Annotated in this window: 21 protein-coding genes; 12 read left to right on the top strand and 9 right to left on the bottom strand. The window is 38.2% G+C overall.

Features of this window, described 5'->3' with window-relative positions; translation table 11 throughout:
- The first annotated feature begins 403 nt into the window (after positions 1–403).
- Both HCU67_RS14255 and HCU67_RS14250 read left to right on the top strand, forming a co-directional pair.
- Positions 404–790, top strand: coding sequence for an outer membrane beta-barrel protein (locus HCU67_RS14255; protein WP_168553264.1), 387 nt, complete (start codon positions 404–406; stop codon positions 788–790).
- Between the two features lie 231 nt (positions 791–1,021).
- Complete coding sequence (locus HCU67_RS14250; RefSeq protein WP_168553263.1) at positions 1,022–1,159, top strand: hypothetical protein; 138 nt, start codon at positions 1,022–1,024, stop codon at positions 1,157–1,159.
- Positions 1,160–1,196: 37 nt separating this feature from the next.
- Here the strand turns inward: HCU67_RS14250 and HCU67_RS14245 are convergent, their stop codons facing one another.
- Both HCU67_RS14245 and HCU67_RS14240 read right to left on the bottom strand, forming a co-directional pair.
- Positions 1,197–1,640, bottom strand: coding sequence for a hypothetical protein (locus tag HCU67_RS14245; protein WP_168553262.1), 444 nt, complete (start codon positions 1,638–1,640; stop codon positions 1,197–1,199).
- A 161-nt stretch (positions 1,641–1,801) separates the two neighbouring features.
- Positions 1,802–2,326, bottom strand: coding sequence for a DUF2911 domain-containing protein (locus HCU67_RS14240; RefSeq protein ID WP_168553261.1), 525 nt, complete (start codon positions 2,324–2,326; stop codon positions 1,802–1,804).
- Positions 2,327–2,567: 241 nt separating this feature from the next.
- On the opposite strand from HCU67_RS14240, the gene asnB reads away from it, so the two are divergent.
- The 3 genes from asnB to HCU67_RS14225 all read left to right on the top strand — a co-directional run bounded on the left by asnB (position 2,568) and on the right by HCU67_RS14225 (position 7,498).
- On the top strand, positions 2,568–4,235 hold the full coding sequence (gene asnB, locus HCU67_RS14235) for an asparagine synthase B (RefSeq protein WP_168553260.1): 1,668 nt from the start codon (positions 2,568–2,570) through the stop codon (positions 4,233–4,235).
- A 241-nt stretch (positions 4,236–4,476) separates the two neighbouring features.
- Positions 4,477–6,417, top strand: coding sequence for a DNA topoisomerase (ATP-hydrolyzing) subunit B (gyrB, locus tag HCU67_RS14230; RefSeq protein ID WP_168553259.1), 1,941 nt, complete (start codon positions 4,477–4,479; stop codon positions 6,415–6,417).
- Between the two features lie 73 nt (positions 6,418–6,490).
- Complete coding sequence (locus HCU67_RS14225; protein WP_168553258.1) at positions 6,491–7,498, top strand: DUF6588 family protein; 1,008 nt, start codon at positions 6,491–6,493, stop codon at positions 7,496–7,498.
- Between the two features lie 55 nt (positions 7,499–7,553).
- Here the strand turns inward: HCU67_RS14225 and HCU67_RS14220 are convergent, their stop codons facing one another.
- The gene (locus HCU67_RS14220; protein WP_168553257.1) at positions 7,554–7,925 is read right to left on the bottom strand and encodes a DUF2147 domain-containing protein; all 372 of its coding nucleotides are present in this window, start codon (positions 7,923–7,925) and stop codon (positions 7,554–7,556) included.
- 217 nt (positions 7,926–8,142) lie between these two features.
- Between HCU67_RS14220 and mdh the strand changes: the two genes are divergently transcribed.
- The 3 genes from mdh to secDF all read left to right on the top strand — a co-directional run bounded on the left by mdh (position 8,143) and on the right by secDF (position 12,911).
- On the top strand, positions 8,143–9,069 hold the full coding sequence (gene mdh / locus HCU67_RS14215; protein ID WP_168553256.1) for a malate dehydrogenase: 927 nt from the start codon (positions 8,143–8,145) through the stop codon (positions 9,067–9,069).
- A gap of 146 nt (positions 9,070–9,215) precedes the next feature.
- Positions 9,216–9,839, top strand: a complete 624-nt coding sequence (locus HCU67_RS14210) for a hypothetical protein (RefSeq protein WP_168553255.1) — start codon at positions 9,216–9,218, stop codon at positions 9,837–9,839.
- 108 nt (positions 9,840–9,947) lie between these two features.
- A complete protein-coding gene (gene secDF, locus HCU67_RS14205; protein WP_168553254.1) occupies positions 9,948–12,911 on the top strand; it encodes a protein translocase subunit SecDF in 2,964 nt (987 codons plus the stop codon).
- Between the two features lie 121 nt (positions 12,912–13,032).
- Here the strand turns inward: secDF and HCU67_RS14200 are convergent, their stop codons facing one another.
- From HCU67_RS14200 to HCU67_RS14190, 3 genes are read right to left on the bottom strand one after another with little or no spacing between them, the layout of a single operon-like run.
- Complete coding sequence (locus HCU67_RS14200) at positions 13,033–14,487, bottom strand: pyridoxal phosphate-dependent decarboxylase family protein (RefSeq protein WP_168553253.1); 1,455 nt, start codon at positions 14,485–14,487, stop codon at positions 13,033–13,035.
- A 44-nt stretch (positions 14,488–14,531) separates the two neighbouring features.
- A complete protein-coding gene (locus HCU67_RS14195) occupies positions 14,532–15,044 on the bottom strand; it encodes a GNAT family N-acetyltransferase (protein WP_168553252.1) in 513 nt (170 codons plus the stop codon).
- On the bottom strand, positions 15,025–15,570 hold the full coding sequence (locus tag HCU67_RS14190; protein ID WP_168553251.1) for a DinB family protein: 546 nt from the start codon (positions 15,568–15,570) through the stop codon (positions 15,025–15,027). The genes HCU67_RS14195 and HCU67_RS14190 overlap by 20 nt, the downstream gene beginning before the upstream one ends.
- A gap of 146 nt (positions 15,571–15,716) precedes the next feature.
- On the opposite strand from HCU67_RS14190, the gene HCU67_RS14185 reads away from it, so the two are divergent.
- The 4 genes from HCU67_RS14185 to HCU67_RS14170 all read left to right on the top strand — a co-directional run bounded on the left by HCU67_RS14185 (position 15,717) and on the right by HCU67_RS14170 (position 19,462).
- On the top strand, positions 15,717–16,115 hold the full coding sequence (locus tag HCU67_RS14185) for a hypothetical protein (protein WP_168553250.1): 399 nt from the start codon (positions 15,717–15,719) through the stop codon (positions 16,113–16,115).
- Positions 16,116–16,154: 39 nt separating this feature from the next.
- A complete protein-coding gene (locus HCU67_RS14180) occupies positions 16,155–18,143 on the top strand; it encodes a tetratricopeptide repeat-containing sensor histidine kinase (RefSeq protein ID WP_210423718.1) in 1,989 nt (662 codons plus the stop codon).
- A gap of 15 nt (positions 18,144–18,158) precedes the next feature.
- Complete coding sequence (locus HCU67_RS14175; protein ID WP_246865790.1) at positions 18,159–18,785, top strand: response regulator; 627 nt, start codon at positions 18,159–18,161, stop codon at positions 18,783–18,785.
- Positions 18,786–18,892: 107 nt separating this feature from the next.
- Positions 18,893–19,462, top strand: coding sequence for a porin family protein (locus tag HCU67_RS14170; RefSeq protein ID WP_168553247.1), 570 nt, complete (start codon positions 18,893–18,895; stop codon positions 19,460–19,462).
- Positions 19,463–19,533: 71 nt separating this feature from the next.
- Here the strand turns inward: HCU67_RS14170 and HCU67_RS14165 are convergent, their stop codons facing one another.
- The 3 genes from HCU67_RS14165 to HCU67_RS14155 are packed head-to-tail and all read right to left on the bottom strand — an operon-like array spanning position 19,534 to position 22,153.
- Positions 19,534–20,766: an ABC transporter ATP-binding protein gene (locus HCU67_RS14165; RefSeq protein WP_168553246.1), complete on the bottom strand. Its 1,233-nt coding sequence runs from the start codon at positions 20,764–20,766 to the stop codon at positions 19,534–19,536.
- A 2-nt stretch (positions 20,767–20,768) separates the two neighbouring features.
- Positions 20,769–21,299: a GNAT family N-acetyltransferase gene (locus HCU67_RS14160; protein WP_168553245.1), complete on the bottom strand. Its 531-nt coding sequence runs from the start codon at positions 21,297–21,299 to the stop codon at positions 20,769–20,771.
- Positions 21,296–22,153, bottom strand: coding sequence for an alpha/beta hydrolase family protein (locus tag HCU67_RS14155; RefSeq protein WP_168553244.1), 858 nt, complete (start codon positions 22,151–22,153; stop codon positions 21,296–21,298). The genes HCU67_RS14160 and HCU67_RS14155 overlap by 4 nt, the downstream gene beginning before the upstream one ends.
- Between the last annotated feature and the right edge of the window lies 1 nt (position 22,154).

The raw sequence follows: 22,154 nt of genomic DNA, 5'->3' as shown, positions 1-22,154 counted from the left end.
AATAATAAAAGTTTGTGTTTAAAGAAAAACTTTGCATAATAACCAGTACCTGGTTTTAAAATATAGGATGCCTTTTGTGTGACAATATTTTGAAGGGCATGACCATTTAGGAAAGCCATTCAAATTTTGAGGAAGACGAAAAAGGAAGTCTGGAGGTTGAAAAACTAGCCGATTTTGCGATGCTCAGGAATGATATTATGACCTTCCCGATCAGGAAATACCAAAACTAAAAGCGGAAAAAGTATTTATGGGTGTGGAACAGGTAAAATAACCAGGATAAATTTTTTAAAGATTTCGTATTATTAGGAATAGGTTTGATTAAATCGGGAAATGTACTTGGCAAAGCCTTAAATGTTTTATCAATAGTTATAATCTAGGATTGCTCTAACCCCAGAAATCATAAATGAATAAGTTTACTATTTTATTATTGCTTTTCGCCTGCCCACTTTCTCTCAAAGGACAAAACTTAGGATTTTCATTTGGGATTAATTCTTCTAGCCAAAAACAAGGAAGGATTGTTGGAGAAAATGATTTTGAAAAATTTGGGAACAAATTTGGCTATAGCTTAGGTATCAATTATACTAAACGGTTGGATCCTAATTTACTATTTCTAACCGGTATCAATTTTACTAAAAAAGGAAGCAATAGATTTGGTGAAGATGAACGAGCAAACAACCTTCGCGAAGCCAAAATTGAATTAAACTTTATTGAAGTTCCGATTACATTTCTGATAGCTTCAAAGAAAAAGAAAATTGGTCCGGTTTTAGAAATGGGAACTTATTTAAGTTAATTAATTTCAGGAAAATACATAGATGAGGATATAGTAGCAATTGACGTATTCGATACTAATAAAAAAATAGACTTTGGAGGAAGATTTGGTTTTGGACTAAATGTCAATCGATTTAGTATAATATTCCGTTATGATTTAGGTTTTATAGATGTCAATAATTTCAATTCTGATATAACTTCAAAAAATCGAAATATTTCCATTAATTTAAATTATTGGCCAAAATTTAGATGAATGTTCAAATACAAATTTCTATTATTCTTTGCATTAACTTTTTCCGTATTGGTTGCATGTGAAAAGGATACATGTCCTCCTGATACCGAAGAAGTTTATGATTTAGACGGTAACGTCATTGGCTGTGCACAACAGTAAAAGCCTCCCTTGGGAGGCTTAGAAAGATATGAGGTGTTTATTCAGGTGTACCATCATCAACCCATTGTTGAATCAACGCAATTTCTTCATCGGCTAACCTTCCAGAAGGGGGCATCAATCCAGCACTTACTTGAGTCAACACCAAATCTGCTGCATTACTTACCTGGGCAAAATTCAAAAGTGGAAATGGAGCGCCATTTCTTGGTGGGTCTTGATGACAGGTGGTGCAATTGCTATTTATGATGGGCTGAATGTTAGCGGCAAAGCTTATGGTGCTACTGGTTGTTTCCTCATCATCGTCGTTACCTTCATCGTTTTCCTGATTTTCATTTTCAGAATTTTCTCCCTGATTGGAAGAGGTGTCTTGGTTTTCACTGATTTCAGGAGTGGATTCTATTATCGGAATTTGTTCCTCGGTATCTTCTGTTGAACAGGAAACTACAAGGATAAAAACAAACAAAAAACAAACTAATTTTTTCATGGCTTTCTTTCTTTTCGAATTATGCAGCAAAAGAAGCCATCGACCGATTTTATAGCAAAAGAATCAAGGTAAAGCGGAAAAATCAGGTTTAAAGTGGAATAAAAACAAAAGAGGATGTCTATAAAGACACCCTCTTTTATTTCTTTGGTAACCTTAAATTTCTATTGGTAGCTCATAGGAACTTCAACTCGTACATTGCCCCATCCCATAAATAGATTTCCATCATCATCAAATGCAACGGAAAACGCTTCCAGTGAAGTATCAGATGTTGTTGCCTTGGCTTTCACACGCAATACGTCCGCTGCATTCTCATAACTATAGGCACCCCATTGGTTGAGGTTATTGTTCAATATTACAGCCCATTCCCCTTCACCTGGTATAGTAAATAAAGAATAGGTGCCGGCTTTTACATTTTTACCACCAATTTTGGCATCCTTGTAAAAAGTAATTTCAGCAGCTTCATTCGCACCTGTTCTCCATACTTTTCCGGCTGGAGCTAAATCTGCAACATCACGTCCCTTTAATTGAGGTCTGCTGTAGGTAATTCGAACTAGTTTATCAGAGATGTTGTACTTGGATGGGAAGGCCGCGATATCAGCAGGACTTTTATCCAAATCTTTAAAGTCTTGAGCTGATACTTGACTGGCGCATAAAAGCACCGCTAAACTAAATATGATTCGTTTCATGGTGTTATTTTTTATTAGAGTCCAAATCTAAGGGCTTCCCTTACAACAGACTTTAAAATCAAGTTAAAATTTAACATCTTTCATATTGTTCTTATTTCCTTTTTTTAATCCAGCTATGCTAACACTTTTATATTTGAATACTGCAAAAATTTAAAAAATATAATCAATAGTTCTATTATGTTTACTATTTGAAATATTCAGTTCATCTTTGGGGTTCATTTTGAAATAAACTATTTGAATTATGTGCGGAATTGTATGTGCCTTTGATTTGAAAGAAAGTACGGATAGCCTTAGGCCACAATTATTGGAGATGTCAAAAAAAGTTAGGCATCGAGGTCCTGACTGGAGTGGAATATATGCAAATGAAAATGCCATTATGGCCCATGAGCGATTGGCAATTGTAGACCCCGCTTCGGGTAAACAGCCTTTGTTCAGTCCAGATGGCAAGTTGATTTTAGCTGCCAATGGTGAAATATATAATCACAGGGAGCTTAGGGACCAATTTGAAGATTACGATTTTCAAACTCAGTCTGACTGCGAAATTATCTTAGCCTTGTACCAAAAGAAAGGCGTTGATTTTGTTGACGAGTTGAATGGGATATTCGGTTTTGCGATATATGACAGTGAAAAAGATGAATACTTTATTGCTCGCGATCATATGGGTATCATTCCCTTGTACATAGGCTGGGATGAAAACGGAACATTCTATGTTGCTTCTGAACTTAAGGCTCTTGAAGGTACTTGTACGAAGATAGAGTTGTTTCCTCCGGGTCATTATATGCACAGTTCTAAAGGTGAATTTGTAAGATGGTATGAAAGGGATTGGATGGAATACGATGCTGTTAAGGAAAACGAAACGAGTATACAAGACCTTCATGACGCCTTGGAGGCAGCAGTTAAAAGACAATTAATGTCAGACGTACCTTACGGAGTTTTATTGTCGGGGGGTCTTGATTCTTCGGTAACATCGGCCTTGGCTAAAAAACATGCCCAAATGCGCGTTGAAAGTGGCGGTACCAAAGAGGCTTGGTGGCCGCAATTGCATTCCTTCTCAGTTGGATTGGAGGGCTCTCCTGATTTGGCAGCTGCCCAAAAAGTTGCGGACCACATCGGTACGGTGCATCACGAGATAAAATTCACCATTCAAGAAGGATTGGATGCCATACGCGATGTAATCTATAATCTAGAGACTTACGATATCACTACCATTCGTGCGAGCACGCCAATGTATTTGATGGCAAGGGTCATCAAATCAATGGGAATAAAGATGGTACTGTCAGGTGAAGGTGCCGATGAATTATTCGGTGGCTACCTATATTTTCACAAAGCTCCTAATGACAAGGAGTTTCACGAAGAGACTGTTCGCAAGTTGAGTAAACTGCACATGTACGATTGTTTGCGTGCTAACAAGTCCCTAGCAGCCTGGGGTATTGAGGGGCGGGTTCCTTTTCTTGATAAGGAATTCATGGATGTTGCAATGCGCATTAATCCTAAAGACAAAATGATAACTCCTGAACGAATGGAGAAATGGGTGGTTCGAAAAGCCTTTGAGGAATACCTTCCAGAAAGTGTAGCTTGGAGACAGAAAGAGCAATTCTCAGATGGCGTGGGTTACAGTTGGATAGATACACTAAAAGCTTTGGTAGAAGAGGAAATAAGCGACGAGAAATTGGCAAATGCCCATTTCAAGTTTCCTATACAAACCCCTACTAGTAAGGAAGAGTATTATTATCGTTCCATTTTCGAAGAACATTTTCCTTCGGATGCAGCCGCTTTGAGCGTGCCTCAGGAGGCTTCTGTGGCTTGTAGTACACAAATTGCTCTAGAGTGGGATGAAGCTTTTAAAAACATGAATGATCCTTCAGGTAGGGCAGTGGCAAATGTTCATGAAGATGCCTATGTGAAATAAGACCCAAGTTTTTGTGGAAACTTGCTGGTCGAATTCACCCTGAGTAAAGCCGAAGGGTCTTTTCAATGGTTTGCTAGGGTCCGAATTATCTAATTTTGAAAAAGGTTAAAAAAACGTTGATTTATCAACGTTTTTTTGTTAATAACTTAACAAGTCCGATAGGCACCAAAGCTGCATAATCACTGGCTTTTCGGTATATTTGTAAGATTTAATTTTTGCAATAAAACCTAGCTATAAAATTATGAGCGAAGAGAAGAAAAAAGGACAATATTCAGCGGATAGTATACAGGCCCTTGAGGGCATGGAACACGTTAGAATGCGTCCTTCAATGTACATTGGCGATGTAGGTACGCGTGGTCTTCACCATTTGGTGTATGAGGTAGTCGATAACTCTATTGATGAAGCCATGGGTGGGCACTGCGATAACATCAAAGTGACCATCAATGAAGACAACTCAATTACGGTTCAGGATAATGGTCGAGGTATACCGGTTGGATTGCATAAAAAAGAAGGAGTATCTGCTCTTGAGGTAGTAATGACCAAGATTGGGGCGGGTGGAAAGTTCGATAAGGACTCTTACAAAGTTTCCGGTGGTTTGCACGGTGTCGGTGTTTCTTGTGTGAATGCGTTATCAAGTCATTTAAAGGCGACTGTTCATCGCGAAGGAAAAATTTGGGAGCAGGAATATGAAAGAGGTAAAACCCAATATCCAGTAAAAAGTGTCGGTGAAACCAAAGAATCCGGTACAATCGTTACGTTTACTCCTGACGATACCATTTTTACCCAAACCACGGAATATAGCTATGAGACCCTTTCCAATCGTATGCGAGAGCTCGCCTATTTGAACAAGGGTATAACAATCTCACTTACAGATAAAAGAAATAAAGACGAGAAAGGGGAATTCATTGGTGAAGTTTTCCATTCGCAAGAAGGTTTAAAGGAATTTATTCGGTTTTTAGATGAAACCCGTGACCCGCTTATTCAAAGTGTGGTCTCCATGGAAGGGGAGAAAAACGGTATTCCAGTTGAGGTTGCGATGATTTACAATACGGGTTACTCCGAAAACCTGCATTCATATGTGAACAATATCAATACCCATGAAGGTGGAACTCACCTTTCAGGCTTCCGTCGAGGATTGACGAGTACTTTAAAGAAGTATGCCGACAACTCAGGCCTATTGGATAAGTTGAAGTTTGAAATTTCAGGCGATGATTTTCGTGAGGGGTTAACTGCGATCGTATCGGTTAAAGTTGCAGAACCGCAATTCGAGGGGCAGACTAAAACAAAACTTGGTAACAGAGAAGTTACCAGTGCGGTCAGTCAGGCTGTTTCTGAAATGCTGACCAACTATTTGGAAGAGCATCCAGATGATGCGAAACAAATTGTAGAAAAGGTGAAGTTGGCCGCGCAGGCGCGCCATGCTGCGGCAAAAGCCCGTGAAATGGTTCAACGTAAGAACCCAATGAGCGTTGGTGGATTGCCAGGGAAGCTTTCGGACTGCTCTGAACAAGACCCAACCAAATGTGAAGTATTCTTGGTAGAGGGTGATTCTGCAGGCGGTACTGCTAAGCAGGGCCGTGATAGAAATTTTCAAGCTATTCTGCCACTCAGGGGTAAGATCTTGAATGTCGAAAAGGCAATGCAGCATAAGGTGTTTGAAAATGAAGAAATTCGAAACATCTACACTGCTCTTGGTGTTACTATCGGTACTGAAGAAGATAGTAAGGCTTTGAACCTTGAAAAACTACGTTACCACAAAGTAGTGATCATGTGTGATGCGGATGTTGATGGAAGCCACATCGAAACCTTGATTTTGACCTTCTTCTTCCGCTATATGAAGGAATTAATCGAACAAGGCCACGTTTACATTGCAACACCGCCGCTATACCTCGTAAAAAAGGGTAGTAAGAAACGTTATGCATGGAATGATAAGGAACGTGATGAATTGGTCGAATCCATGGGTGGAGGAGCAGGAATACAGCGCTACAAAGGTCTTGGTGAAATGAATGCTGAACAATTATGGGACACCACGATGAATCCAGAATTCAGAACACTACGTCAGGTTAGTATTGACAATGCTACCGAATCTGACCGTATCTTTTCAATGTTAATGGGTGATGAAGTACCACCTAGACGGGAATTCATAGAGAAAAATGCCGTTTATGCCAACATTGATGTATAGATAATAAGACTTTCACAACAAAAACCCTGACCATAGCGTCAGGGTTTTTTAGTTTTAAGGAAAATTAGTACAAATGCGGAAATCAATCTTACTTTTAGCTTTATTGGCAATGCCCCTTGTCAAAGCTCAGGATTTTAACCAACTTTTAATTTCTGGTGTAGCGGATGCAGAAAGATATGCCAACGATTATTTGGCCCCAGTAACAGAAGCTGGTATTTATAGTATCTCGAATGGTTGGTACAATACAGCTGATGCCAAACCCCTGGCTGGATTTGAAATATCCATTGTCGGTAACATTACAGGATTTAAAAATAAGTCTGACAAAAAAACTTTTGTTTTAGATCCCAATGATTACGAAAACTTGGACTTTGTTGATAACCCTGGTGTTGCCAGACCTGTTTCAACAGGATTGGGTGAAATTCAAGGTGTTCGTGTATTCATTGAAGATGAAAATGGTTTAGGCCGAGAAGAATTTGATTTGCCTGCAGGTCTAGCGGCTGAGGATTTTAATTTTGTGCCTTCAGGATACATTCAAGGCAGTGTTGGTCTTATAAAAGGCCTAGAGGTAAAAGCGCGCTTTTTACCTAAATTGAAGTTTGAAGATAGTGCTGAAATCGGTCTTTTCGGTGCTGGTATTCAATATGAATTCACAAAATTATTACCTGCGGATAAGGTTCTGCCAATTGCAATATCTGCAGTAATTGGTTACACGAACTTAAGTGGGGAATACGATTTCACTGATGCCAGTGGAATTGATGGTTCCAATCAAAAGGTTGAAGCAGATATAACAACATGGAATTTTAGCGCAGTGGTGTCTACCAAACTCCCCGTAATTAATTTTTATGGTGGATTAGGATATATTTCTGGAAAGTCTGAAGCTGATATTCTGGGGGAATATATCGTTACCTCTGGTCCATTTCAAACTACCTACAACGACCCTTTTAGTGTCAATAATGATGTTAGTGGTGTCAATGCCAATGTTGGTTTTAAACTAAAACTAGGTTTCTTTAGAATAAACGGCGAATACAATATGGCCGAATTCAATACAGCAACCTTGGGAGTCAACTTCGGTTTCAGATAGAAAAAACAAAACAATTTCAGCCTCTCGGTCTTCGAGAGGCTTTTTTTATTTCCGGTTATCTTCTTCTTGCGAAGATTTTGCCATCCATCCTTTCCAACACTTCACTTTCATTTTCATAATCCATGTTTACTTCTTCGTCTGCGCGGTCAAGTCCTGGATATGAAATGGTATATTGTTCGTCGTCTTTTTTCCAACGAAAATCTGAAATAATGGTCAGCTGGCCATTTTCGAATTTATGGTAACGGCCAAGATAAACGTCGTTAAATATCCATTCTTCTTTGATATCTACATTCAATTTTCCAGAAGGTGATAAAGTGGTTTCGTTTTCCCAAGTGCCCAGAATAGGGTCATTATTCTCGGGAATTTTAGAACAGTTGCTCACAACAAGAATTGCCATGATAGCAAGCAATGAAAAGAGCTTCTTCATGCGGTTAAGTAGGTTAATTAAGATTTGGGACTACTACAACGACATAGAAATAACTGTATTTCAAAGATTTCGATGAACTACAGCTGTTCAGGATTTTTTCGTTGAGTTACCTATTTCTTTAACAAAATTATTGAACTGAAGTAGTGGGGCAATTCATAAACCAATACCCTTAAAATCCGTATTTTTGCTCGAATTTTTAACTTAAAAACACCAAATAATGAAAGTTACCGTAGTTGGCGCAGGAGCAGTTGGAGCAAGCTGTGCAGAATATATTGCCATTAAGGATTTTGCAGCTGAAGTTGTTTTACTGGATATTAAGGAAGGATATGCAGAAGGAAAGGCCATGGATTTAATGCAAACGGCCTCTTTAAATGGTTTTGACACGAAGATTACAGGTAGCACAAACGATTATTCAAAAACAGCAGGTAGTGATATCGCTGTAATTACCTCGGGCATTCCAAGAAAACCTGGTATGACCAGAGAAGAACTTATCGGAATCAACGCAGGAATCGTGAAGAGCGTTTCCCAAAGTCTTTTGGAACATTCCCCAAATGCCATCATTATTGTTGTCAGTAATCCAATGGACACAATGACCTACTTGGTGCATAAAACAACTGATTTACCAAAACATAAAATTATTGGAATGGGTGGTGCTCTAGATAGTGCACGTTTTAAATATCGATTGGCCGAAGCTTGTGAGGCACCTATTTCTGATGTAGACGGAATGGTCATTGGTGGTCATAGTGACAAAGGTATGGTGCCCTTAATCGGACATGCCACCAGAAACAGTGTTAAGGTTTCAGAATTTTTGACGCAGGACCAAATGGATTATGTAGTTCAAGAAACCAAGGTTGGCGGTGCTACTTTGACCAAATTGTTGGGAACAAGTGCATGGTATGCCCCAGGAGCAGCGGTATCTGGTTTGGTACAGGCAATAGCATGTGACCAAAAGAAGATGTTCCCTTGTTCAACATATTTAGAAGGTGAATACGGCTTGAACGATATCTGTATCGGTGTTCCAGTAATATTAGGTAAGAATGGTATAGAGAAGGTGGTTGAAATTAACCTTTCCGATGCTGAAATGGCCAAAATGGCCGAAAGTGCCGAGGGGGTATCTAAAACCAACGGTTTATTGGAGCTATAGCGTTGGCGCCTAAACACAATAACGAAAACCCTTTACAGTTGTATTCAGTTAAGGGTTTTCTTTTTTGGTAAGGTCATGGTTCATTCCGCCTTTCGGTACTGTAAAAAAATATATTGTCTAGAAGCGAATTAAGTTATATTTGCCGCATGAATGCAAAATGGTACGCAAGTACATTATTTATTCTTCTAGTTTTATTTGGGTTAAGTAAGGCGCCCAATAAAGCTTTAAATCAACAAATAGTATTACAATTTGTTGACTTAGAATTAGCTTCAGAAACTGACCATGCTAAGGTCTTGGCCGATATTCAGCATAAGCTGAAGTTATTGGGTATTGAAGCTATTGAAATAGTGGAAAATGACCAACGGCAAATAAGTGTACGGTATTACAGTGAGATAGATGTTGAAACCGTTGAGCGATTTCTTACCAATGAAAACCAAACGGCAACATCAAATGGCGATGAGTTTCCTACGGATTTTCCAAAGGAAAATGAATCTAAGAACTATCAACTTGTTGTATCAGACCTATACGCTAAGGTAGATGGCTCTTTCAATACACAAGGAACGTTAGTTTCCAATCAAAATAAAAGCGATGTAAGACAAACATCGCCATTTCAGGACACCTTATCATTTGGTGCAACTTTAGATTTTAATACATGTCCTAGCTCAGTTCAAACGCTCAAAATAAATAGCAATATTTTAATCGCCTTCGATAAATTTTCATATCGAATTCCTGAAATAAGGGCTGGCCCTTCTCATCAAATAAATGCCTAAAATTCTCAATTACTTTAATTGATGTACAATCGATTACTTAATTCAAAGTAATCTTCGCTGTAGTTGATACAGCTACTAAAAACTTTATTCACACAAAAAAATAGTAAAATGCAAAATAAGGGACTTATAAGACTATTTGCCATCCTATTCGGATTGGTGAGCATCTACCAACTGTCCTTCACCTTCGTAACCAGTAAAATTGAAAAAGACGCTGCAACTTTCGCAGTGAATGAGATTTCAGAAGCTGAAGAAGACTATGTTTCAAAACGCGAAGCTGTAGAAGCCAAATATTTGGATTCAGTAGCCGACAATCCTGTCTTGGGATACACAAGTTACGCCGATGCTAAGACCAAGGAATTAAACAAAGGGCTCGACCTTAAAGGGGGTATAAATGTTACCCTTCAAATTTCAGTAAAGGATATCCTTAAAGGATTGGCCAATAACACAAAGAATCCGATTTTTAATAAGGCCTTGGCAGATGCTGATGAAGCGTCAAAGAACAGCCAGGATTCCTATGTTGAATTATTCTTCGATTCATTCGATGCAATTAAAGGTGATACCAAATTGGCATCTCCCGAAATCTTTTCCAACAAAGGACTAAGTGATGAGGTCAATTTTCAAATGACCGATGATGAGGTTAAGCCAGTAATTCGAAGAAAATTGGATGAAGCCATTGTTTCTGCTTTTGAGGTGCTACGGGAACGTATAGATGGTTTCGGGGTAACTCAACCGAATATTCAGCGTGAAGGTACTTCTGGGCGAATTCTAGTTGAATTACCGGGAGCTAAAGATATTGCAAGGGCTCAAGAGCTTTTATCAAGTACGGCCCAATTGGAATTTTGGGAGACTTACCAACAGAGTAATCAAAGTCTTGGACAATTTTTCGTGAATGCGGACCAGCGTTTGGCCGAAATTCTAAAACCCGAAGAAGAGGAACAAGATTCACTTTCTGCACAGGAATCAGAGTTGGATTCTTTGTTGTCTGATGTTGCGGAAGATTCATTGGATATTGCACGTAGTAACCCACTTTTAAGCAAATTAATCCCTGCAAATCCAGGAAGCCATGCAATTGCAAGGGTTGCCCTTACCGATACGGCAGAGGTGGGTGAATACCTAAGAATGCCAGAAATTAGAAGGTTGTTGCCAGCAGATGTTCAGTTTACCAAATTTGCTTGGGAGCGCCCTCCAAAAGAATCAGAAGTAGCAGAGCTTTATGCACTAAAATCTAATCGTGATAATGTACCACGTATCAGTGGTGACGTTGTTTCAGATGCTCAGGACACTTTTGACCAATTTAGCAAGCCTGCGGTAAGCATGACCATGAATACAAAAGGGGCAAGGGATTGGGAGAAATTGACCGGCGATGCATTCAACAATCAGACAGGTATTGCTATTGTTCTTGATAATAAAGTATACACTGCACCAGGTGTTTCCACAGGTCCAATTTCAGGAGGTCGTTCAGAGATTACAGGAACTTTTACTGTTAATGAGACCAAGGATATTGCAAACGTTCTTAGAGCGGGTAAACTTCCTGCCAAAGCGGAAATAATCCAATCTGAGGTTGTAGGACCTTCATTGGGACAAGAAGCAATCGATAGTGGTTTTATGTCATTCTTGATTGCAATGGCTTTCGTACTTCTATGGATGGTATTTTACTATGGGCGTGCCGGTATTTTTGCTGATATCGCTTTGATTTTCAATATCTTATTAATTTTTGGTGTCTTGACAAGCCTTGGTGCTGTTTTGACGTTGCCAGGTATTGCAGGTATAGTATTGACCATCGGTATGTCGGTAGATGCCAACGTACTTATATTTGAGCGTATTAAAGAAGAATTGGCCAGAGGTAAAGGCAAGGCCCAAGCTATTTCAGATGGTTTTAGCAATGCTTTATCGTCAATACTTGATGCGAACATTACTACTGGTCTAACTGCTATTATCCTTTTTGTTTTTGGTTCAGGACCAATTAAAGGATTTGCGACAACGCTTTTAATAGGTATCGTTACTTCTTTATTTACTGCAATTTTCATTACCCGTTTGATGGTGGAGGCGTATACCGCGAAAAAGGGGAGGGATTTGGCGTTTTCAACACCAATGACCAAGAAATTGTTCACCGGTATGAGTATCAATTTCTTAGGTAAAAGAAAGATTGCTTATGTGGTTTCGGGAATATTGGTTGCTGTAAGTTTGTTCTCTTTATTTACTACTGGATTGCAAGAAGGAGTAGATTTTATTGGAGGACGCTCTTACCAAATTCGATTTGAACAAGCGGTAAATCCTTCAGAGATTGCTTCTGAATTGAATACCGTCTTTGGCAGTGGTACCAATGTTAAGACTTTTGGTGAAGCAAATCAGATAAAGGTAACTACACCGTATAAAGTTGATGTAGAAGGTATAGAAGTTGATACCGAAATTCAAAACAAGCTGTATTCCTCACTTCAAAAGTATTTGCCAGATGGATATACATTTGAAGACTTTACAGTTGGAGCCTCTGAAAAGTCATTAGGAATACTACAATCAACCAAAGTTGGACCAACAATTGCTGATGATATCAAACAAAATGCATATTGGGCAATATTAGGTTCCCTAGCCGTAGTTTTCCTATATATCTTATTGCGTTTTAGAAAATGGCAATTCTCACTGGGTGCCGTTACTGCTGTTGCACATGACGTGCTTATAGTACTCGGAATCTTCTCGCTTACAAGTGCGGTGATGCCTTTTAATATGGAAATTGACCAAGCTTTTATCGCTGCTATTCTAACGGTAATCGGTTATTCCTTGAATGATACCGTGGTTGTATTTGACCGAATTCGTGAGGTAGTAGGCCTAAAAGGTTGGAAGAATGGCGAGCACGTAAACGAAGCTTTGAACAGTACATTAAGCCGAACCCTGAATACGTCTTTGACAACATTAATCGTATTGCTTGCCATATTTGTATTTGGTGGAGAATCCCTACGCGGATTTATGTTCGCAATGATTGTAGGTGTTATCGTTGGTACCTATTCCTCTGTATTCATCGCAACACCAGTAATGTTCGATTCATTGAAAAAGAAAATTGCTTCGGGCAAAGAATAATTCCATTCCTGATTTAATCAGGAAACTAACTCAAATTTTAAACCACTGTTCATGCAGTGGTTTTTTTTGTTTTTAAGAGTGACGAGAGTCGAATTTTTTGAACCTACACTAGTAATTGAATTTAAGTCTTTATAAGGAGCATTTTTTGGGCAACGTCCCGAATAACATCCAATAGATATTTAGTGGTATCCTTAGTTTTACGGTGATTGATTAGGCAAGCCCTGATTGCATATTCACCCTTTAATGTGGTACCCATAATAAAGACTCGACCATCTTTTTCCAACTCGGGCATGAGTTTTTTATTGAAATCATCTATTTCATCTTTTGATTTCATGGTGCCAACATATCGAAAACAAGAAACGGCCAGTTTTGAATCAGCTACTAATTCAAAATCATTCGATTCACGAACCAAGTCATTCAAATAATCAGTCAAATCGATATCTTTTTGAATCATTTCTTTTATCCGCTGCATTCCATAGGCCTTCATGGTCATCCAGACTTTGAACGCTTTAGAATTTCTCGAAAGCTGAAAATAGTGCTCATTAAATTCCATACGGTTACCTTCGTTTGCCAACTCAGTATCCAAATAGGCGGCTTTCTTGAAGTATGTTCGTTTTAGTTTATCCCAACTTCGAACTAGCGTACAGCCCCCTTCAAATGGCACATATAGCCATTTGTGAAAATCTATGGCAATTGAATCTCCTCGCTCCATTCCCCGATAGTCAGCTTTTAAGGAATCTAGAATACCTGCAAGCGAACCATAAGCGCCATCAATATGGTACCAAAGGTTATATTTCTCTGCAATATCGGCGAGCGCATTTAAATCATCAATGGCACCTGTATTTACGGTTCCTGCATTACCTATTAAACAAAATGGTTGCAAACCGATTTCAATATCTGTTTTGATGGTTGTTTCCAACTCATCAAGGTTGATTTTAAACTCTGAGTCAGTCGTGATTTTTCTTAGATGATTGGTTCCTATACCTAGGAGTTCAACACTTTTGTCAACACAGCTGTGAACTTCTTCTGAAGCATATACCACAAAAGGTTTTTGATTGAAAAGTCCAGTTTTACGAATATTTTGCTTTTCAAAGAAGATGTTTCTTCCTACCGTCATTCCGGTAAGGTTGGCTGCTGACCCTCCACTTACAAGAACACCACCCGAATCTTTTGGAAAACCAAGCAGCTCAGCTGTCCAAGAAACCACTCGTTTTTCTATCTCATTTAAAGCAGGTGCCAAGTGCCATTTAGTTTGATTCTGATTGATGGTAGTTGCTAATTTTTCAGCTATTATCGCAGTTTGATTTCCTCCCGACATGACATATGCATACATATGTGGACCCAAGTTTCCTGTGGCAGTTTTCAAAACCCTTTCTTGTACTATTTCAAGTAAATCAGAAACATCCATTCCATCTATTGGCAAGGGTTCATTGAACCAACTTTCTACTTCAGGCTGTGGAAAATCATTGTAGCCATCCAACGTATTGATATTTTCAAATTGATTTAGAACCAATTCAGTTGTTTTGTCCAATAAATCCTTGAAATGTTCAGGTGAAAAATCTAAAGTAGACTCCATTGTGTAATTCGGTAAAATTTTAATAAAAATAAGGGAATCGAAGGCTATAGCGCTTTGCTCATGGCTTGAAAATCGAATTTTTCTTTACCGATTGTGAACGAGTGGTCACCTATGAGTTCAAAACCATTTTTTTGATAAAAGCCGATTGCTCGTTTATTGCTTTTTAAGACCGATAGCCAAATTCTCTTAAAACCAAGATTTTTACTATGATTCAGTAGTTCATCTTGCAAAACCTTGCCAATTTTTCTGGATAAAAAGTCCTTTAAGACATAGATTTTTTGCAACTGACAAATAGGTTGTTCTGATATGAATTCTGAAGGTGAATTAAGTTTGAGTTTGGCGTAACCAACTGGTAATTCTTCTACGAAAGCAAGCCAAAAAACGTTGTTCTCTTTAGTAAGGCTATTTCTGATTTTCTGAACACCAAACGTTTGGTTGAGATAATTCGATAAGTCGTTTGGGTCTGTAAATAAATGTCCAAAGGTTTCAGTGAATGTCACACGACCCAATAAGGCGATATATTCCGCATCTTCAATTCTAGCTGTTCGAATCTGCATTGGCTAAGTTCTCCAGAATTTGTTTATCATGATGCTGCACATGATAGGCCGTAAAATAGAGCATTTCTCGCAAGGTGACTTTACCCATTAAAGGGTGCGGCAAAATATAATTGTCAAGTTCTTCTTCTGAAAACTTTGATAATCTGCTACATAGTTTATGAACCAGTTTGTCAAGTTTTTCTGAGGCCTTTTTGCGGCGTTCTAAGGGTATTTGTTTCGGGTCAAATTCACTTGGTATTTTAAAGTCACTCTTCTTACCTAGTGCATTCAAATATTTGGTGACCAAATCTTCATAGCTTTTACTCGGTCTATTGGCTACTCCAAATTTCATCTTCAGTACGAACATAGGTAACCCAAAGGCCATGTCAACGGGTTTTACAGATTTAATAAGGTGATCCAATTGTTGGCCAGCAGACCACTTATTACCAGGTTGTTTCAAAAATTCCTCATCTGAAAGCGAATCCAATTTGGCGAAGAATGCATCGTGGTTACTAACTATAGCGCTTATAATATGTTCCTTGTCCATTTATTAAATGTAATCAGAATTTTGGTAGGGAAATACTACAATGATAACAGTAGTAAAAAATACCAAGAAACCAGTATTTATAAACGCACTTTTTTCTTCTATGATAAAACGGGTTTGTTTTGAATGTAACCTTAAATCGATTTAGGATGAAAATCAAATTAAACTTGTGGATACTAATTTTTACGTTCTTGCTAACAGCTTGTTCAGAAACAACTTCTGAAGAAGAGGGAGAGCTTTTTGATAATGGGGGAGGGGATCCCATCGAAGGGCAGTGGTTCTTAATTACCATCAACGATACTGATGTTTCGAATCTTGATTGTTATCAAGAATCCTATATTCGAAGCGATGGCCAAACAATAGAATTTTATTTATTGGACTTACTTCAAGATGGTAGTTGCGAGTTAGTAGTTGATAGTTCAGAAAATCTTAGCATTCAAGAAGGATTTTATTATATCGGTGATGAGGCCATTGAAATATACATCGAAGGTCGAAAATTGACTTGGAGAGTTAATTTCGATAGTACCCTAATTTTTGAAAAGAGCTGATTTGCTATCTTACACTAACCATTGACAAGAGCGCTTAAATTGAATAGAACATCAAACTTATTTGGAAGCATAATCCTTATACTCTTCAGTTTAAGTGCTCTTTTTTCACAAGAAGATATTCAAGTAAAAATAGACAGTCTTGATTCCTTTTTAAAGGAAAATCCCAGTAGCATATTTATCAATTATGATATTGCAGAGTTGTATGAAGAAATAGATTCTGCGGTAGCTTTAGGGTACGTTCGCAAAGGACTGGAAAGCGCGTTGAAAAAAAATAACGCCTTTGGAATTGGCAAAGGGCATTTTTTATTGGGTGATTTTTATGATGGTTATGGAAATCATACCAAAGCTGAATATCATCTCAAAACTGCAGATACGGTACTCAGTGAAGTCATTAAAAAAGATTCTTCAGAAGAATACTTAAAACTTTGGGTGAGGGCCAATTTTAATATTGGGGTTGTCCGTTCAATGCAGGGAATTAATGAAGACGTTTACTATATAAATAAGATTTCAAAAGTTGCCGAAAAGATTGGTTACTTTGAAATCTTGGCAAAGGCCAACACCAATATTGGTATTGGTTTTTTTAATCAAGGTCAACATAAAAAGGCCTATGAATATTTTAAATTGGGCGCTCCCCAACACCTGAAATCCAATGATTTTCAAAGCTACATCACCAATCGACTTTTATTCTCATCTTGTCTCTTACAAATGGATTCCCTCTCAAGGGCTAAAATGGAATTAGATAATGTTAAGCCTGTTCTTGATTCGCTACCGAAAAAAGATAAGCAGCAACTTTATCATACCATTCTTGCTGAATATTTTATAGGAACTGAGGCTTATGATAAAGCCATAATTAACTTAAAAAAGGCAGAAAGGTTCTTAAATCAGAATCCAATCCAATCCAATAAGTTGCCCTTGTACATGACATTTATGAATGTTTATAGGGCTAAAAAAGATTATCGAAAAGGACTGGAATATGCACAAAAATGCCGTGAATTAGCGCTGCAATATCAAAACAAAATTATTGAGGCTGAAATATATAAGGAGTTATCATATTACCAACATCAACTAGGAAGGGATGGTGAGGCATTAGAAAGTTTGGCTAGCTATGTGGCGATTTCTGATACTATTAATACATCAGAATTAGAAAAAGAGATCAATCGATTGGAGAGCCAGTACCAATCTGAAAAGAAAGAACGCCAAATTTTTCAGTTAAAGTCAGAGAACAATGAAACCGAATTAGAATTGGCAAAGAAACAATCAGAGAATTACTTTTTAATTTCCATTTCTTTGGGATTGTTCATTTTGGCGAGTTTGACTTTTTTCGGATACCGAAACTTTAAAAAGCAGGATCAGCTAAAGTCAGCTGAAATCAATCAGCTGAAATATGAACAGGAATCAAAAGTTTACAGCGCTATGCTTGAAGGACAAGAAAACGAGCGTCAAAGACTGGCAATTGACCTTCATGATGGATTGGCAGGAAGATTATCAGCCACTAGAATTAAATTAGAAAAATTGGCAAAAAAGAGCAATGGCCAAACCGCGGAGCTAGAGTTTAAACAGGCTGCCAAAAATATTGATGATTCCCTTAGTGAACTCCGGGGAATTGCCATGAACCTAATGCCCGAAACACTTTTTAGGTACGGACTTAAAAATGCTATTGAAGATTATTGTTCTTCCATAAGTTCTGGTATTGACGATATTAAGTTTATCATTCAATTCTATGATGATGACCGAGAGCTATCAAATTCAAAATCTCTTACAATTTATCGCATAATGCAAGAACTGATTAATAATGCGGTCAAACACTCTAAGGCAAAAGAAGTCTTGGTACAATACCTTATTGAAGATGATAAAATTCATATTACGGTCGAGGACAATGGAAATGGCTTTTCACCAAAGGAATCGGTCACAAGTGGAGGTATGGGTTTGAACAACTTGAGGACTAGGGTTGCCTATCTTAATGGCGAAATTGATTTTGATTCAATACCCAATGAAGGTACTAATGTAAATATTGTAATAGAAGTCTAGATGGCACTGAGTACGATGAAAATAAAAGTATTGATTGTCGACGATCATCCACTTGTAATAGAGGGATTGAAGTCTTTGCTCAGGGGCAACCAAGACATTAAAGTTGTAGAAAGTTGTAATGACGGATATCATGCCCTGCAATACCTGCAGAACAACTTTGTTGATATCGTTTTGTTGGATATCAATTTACCCGATACAAGTGGAATTGATATTTGCGAACAAATATCAAAGAAGCACCCCACGATTGCTGTAATTGGTTTAAGTACCTATGGTGAGAGAAGTATTATCAACCAAATGATATCGAATGGCGCAAAGGGCTATTTACTTAAAAATGTTACTGAAACAGAGCTTATAGAGGCCATAAATAAAGTCTACCGAGGTAACGTATATTTCGGTGTAGAAGTTCAGAAGGCAATGGCAAATACGATTTTCCATTCTATGGGGAACACACCTCGTCTTACAAAAAGGGAAAAGCAAATATTAAAACTTATTGTCTCGGGCAAAACCAATAATCAAATTGCCGAAGAATTATTTATTAGTCCCTTGACCGTTGAAACCCATCGGCGAAATTTGATGAAAAAGATGAAAGCTTCCAATACTGCTTCACTGGTCAAAATAGCAATTGAAAAAGCGTTGGTCTGATTACTTTTTCCACTAGAAAAACTACTGGTAAACCAGTATTTTTTAGGTTGTTTTTTCTACTCCGCGGCTCACTTTTTTTCTTAGTGTCAACTTTAATAAAGCACATTATGAAAAATCCAATTATTACAATAGTACTAATACTTTTGACTGTTCAATTCTCACATTCCCAAATTAGGATAGGACCCAAACTAGGTGTGAATTTGGCCAACTATACGGGTTCTTTGGTTACCACCGACAGAACTTTAGCAGGTTTACAGGTTGGTGGTATTGTGGAAATTCAAATTATTGATTTACTCAGTATCCAACCAGAACTTTTGTATTCAGTTAAAGGAGCCAATTTTGATACTGGAAAAGAGGTTTATAATTATGTTGATGTACCAATAATGGCTAAAATACATCCTATAGATGGTTTGTATGGAGAATTGGGACCTCAAGTTGGTGTGCTTCTCTCAGCGGTAGGAAAATCTAACGATGCCAATGTCGCTAATTCGACATTTACCCAGCAAATAAAAACCGTTGACTTTGCATTGGCATTCGGTGCGGGATATAGAATACCTGATTTAGGATTGGGATTTGGTGTGAGATATGCGGCTGGACTAAGTAACTTTCCAAAGAACAATAATCGTGTTAAGCATGGTGCATTTCAGCTGTATACCACATGGTCATTTGATCTCTAGAATTTAAAATCTTGAACCATAAGTTTGGTTAGTTGGTTTGGAGGGAGTCAAATTTTTGGCTCTCTTCTTTTTTAAGTGATATTGATTAACCCCTTTGACCCTTCTTTGGTTGGAAGTAAATCAAAGCATTTTTGGGGTCTGAGACCTTTTTCAGTTCGATGCGAAACGTAGACAACGGCACTTCGACTATCATGAGCAAATTTATTGACCAAGGCTACAAAAAAGTTGATTCTATTGTCGTCAAGACCCACTGTAGGTTCATCTAAAATTAGTAGGGGAGGGTGCTTTATCATTGCTCGAGCTGTCATGACCAGTCTTTTTTCGCCCTGACTCAATTGATGAAAATAATCATTCTTCCTACTTGACATATTTAATATTGTCAACCATTGCAAAGCCAATTCCTGTTCTTTGTGAGATGGTTTTTGGTATAGACCGACGGAGTCGTGAAGACCAGAAATCAACATATTTTCGATGGTGTGGTATCCCCGAAACCTATCTATCATGGCCGGGGTAAAGTAGCCGAGAAGCTCTTTTATATCCCAAATACTCTCTCCATGTCCTTTTTTTAATCCAAACAACGTAAGGTCCTGACCATACCCTTTGTGACTTTCACCGGTTATCATATTTAATAACGTACTCTTACCACTACCGTTCGGACCCCTAAGTTGCCAAAACTCACCTGGCCTAATATCCCAGCAAATATTTTGCAAGACCTGTTTACCGTTAAAGCTTACACTAACCTTTTTAAATGATATCAATGTTTTTATAGGCAGTTCAAGAACTTCTATAGGTTCTGGTATTTGATTTGCAATTTCTGTATGGTTTGCTTGCGTCCTAAGAAATGTTTGTCGGTCTGCAAATTTTTCAATCGTGCTGTTTCTGAAACAAAAATAACTTTGGGTTATTTCCAAGGCATCAGAGGCTCTTGTGAGCAGTTGAACTAGTTGTATTCGATTCCCTATTTCTTCGAGCTTCGTTTTTAAGAGACCAACTTTTTCCGTATCAAGATTGTCATAAGGATTGACTAAAATCAAGGTTTGAAAAGTTCTTTGCAGTAAATAATTCAGTAAAGCGTTTTTACGCTCCCCGCTACTCATAGACTTCAGTGATTGCGCGCTATTTTCTGTGAGTGTAGTTCTATCGTGTATCTCTTCTTCTTCAATAAATCGTTCGATTTCTTGGGTGGAGAAAATACCGACTTCTTCATTTTGCAACCATTCAAATTCTCTCCAAACCCCTTGCTTCAATGATTTGATGAGGTCATTGCTTTTGGTTTGACTTGATATGAGGATTGCCGAGTTCATTGTTACAAATGAACCCTAAAAATATGAACTTGATTTTGTTTGTAGGTAGTGGTTTTGTCAAGATGCATCCCATTTTTCTGGGCAACATTTTGCGAAGGAAGATTGTCAACATGAATTATCGAAATTAAGGACTCAGACAATTCAAATTGCATGGCATGATCTTTACAACGCTGTGCTGCTTCTATGGCAAAGCCCATTTTTCTGAATTTTGGAAGAAGGGAATACCCAATCTCAAGTTCTTGAATTTCATCGACCACCTGCACGAGTAATCCGCAAATTCCAACCAGTTGCTGTGTTTCTTTCGAAATCAAGGCATTCATACCGCCCAGATTACTATCATATCGCTCAAATACCCTATCGAATTGTTGTTGACATGCAATTATTGGGTCTTCTGGCAATCCATCCCAATGTTTGGTTGAATCTGGGTCGTAATAAAAAGGCAACCATTTTTCGAAATCGGATGGCGTTATCTTTCTGAATAAAAGGCGTTCTGATTCTTGGTTTTCAAGCAGAAGATTTTCACTAAGCCTCATTCTAAAATCCAATTTAGGGTTGATTCCCAAAAGGTTTCTTTGAAGTGTTCCCTGAAAAAGCCAAAATGTTTGGGTTCTAGTCCATTTACTTTTCCAGTGAAATGAATGCGGTCCACTCTTGCTTTGGGGTATTGTTTGGCCAGCCAGTCAACACCAATTTTGGAGGCCAACCAATCATTTTCAAAACTATACGACCTGACCTCTGCTTTTAATTGGTCAAAGTGATATTCATTTTCGTTATGAAATTGCATCATGTATTCTTTCTGATTTCCCCAACGGCTCCATTCCATAGCCATACTGCCGGGTAAATCTTCAAATATGCCAACTTTTGAACCTGGATAGTATCCGAAAATGGGGGTGAGCCTTCGCATGAAAAAATTAAAGAAAAGGTAAATCTTAAAGCGCGAGAAACCTTTGAACATGTACCACGACGCGCTTTGCGATGCTGCCATGATTACTTTTTCGAATTTAAGGTTCAAGGGATTAAAGCCGAGTACTTGACCACCAATACTGTGCGTTACCAGGCAAATTTTATGATTTGGATATTCACCTAATACCAGTTCTGTAATTTTTGTTTGGTCAACACTTCCCCAACTTTTCACCCCACCAGAATGAAGTTTTAAAGCTTCAATCGAACTCCCTGAACGCCCAATTCCGCTATAATCAAACGTATAAACGGCTATTCCGTTTTCGGCGAGATATCCGGCAAATTTCCAATAGAACTCTTGAGGCACACTGGTAGCAGAAGAAATTAGAAGTACTTTTTTTACTTCGCTTTCGGGACAAAATTTTGTGTAGGCCAATTCAAATTCGCGGCCAACATCGAGCAGCCCGTCTTCCCGAACGAAACCCATA

Source organism: Croceivirga thetidis (assembly GCF_012272815.1).
GTDB classification, from domain to species: domain Bacteria; phylum Bacteroidota; class Bacteroidia; order Flavobacteriales; family Flavobacteriaceae; genus Croceivirga; species Croceivirga thetidis.
The sequence above is the reverse complement of the archived record's forward strand: the minus strand, read 5'-3'. Positions and strand labels throughout refer to the sequence as shown.